Source organism: Gemmiger formicilis, from assembly GCF_016901605.1.
Taxonomy (GTDB): domain Bacteria; phylum Bacillota; class Clostridia; order Oscillospirales; family Ruminococcaceae; genus Gemmiger; species Gemmiger formicilis_B.
The window spans coordinates 1-294 of sequence record NZ_JACJKP010000592.1 but is presented as its reverse complement, the minus strand read 5'-3'; the positions used below and the strand labels follow the sequence as shown (position 1 = coordinate 294).

1 protein-coding gene is annotated in these 294 nt (G+C 49.0%); it reads left to right on the top strand.

Annotated elements, in window-relative coordinates; translation table 11 throughout:
* Positions 1-294 (top strand): IS110 family transposase (locus tag H6B10_RS16055; RefSeq protein WP_204652428.1); only part of this gene is annotated, 294 nt, incomplete at both ends.

The following is a 294-nucleotide window of genomic DNA, read 5'->3' as shown; positions in this document are numbered from 1 at the left end:
AGTCCTGGCGGATGTGTTCACCATCTCTAACAATATGGATGGCTTTCATACGCTGTTGGAGAAGATTCAGGCCTGTATCGCACCTCAGGACAAAATAAGAGTAGGGCTTGAGGCAACCGGACATTACAGCTACAATCTGCTGGGGTTTCTTTTGGACAATGGTCTGGCCACCTATGTCTTGAATCCCTTACGCACAAACCTCTACCGGAAAAGTCTCAGCCTCAGAAAGACCAAAACCGACCGTGTGGATGCACGAACAATTGCGGCTATGCTGTTATCCGATGCAGGCCTCAA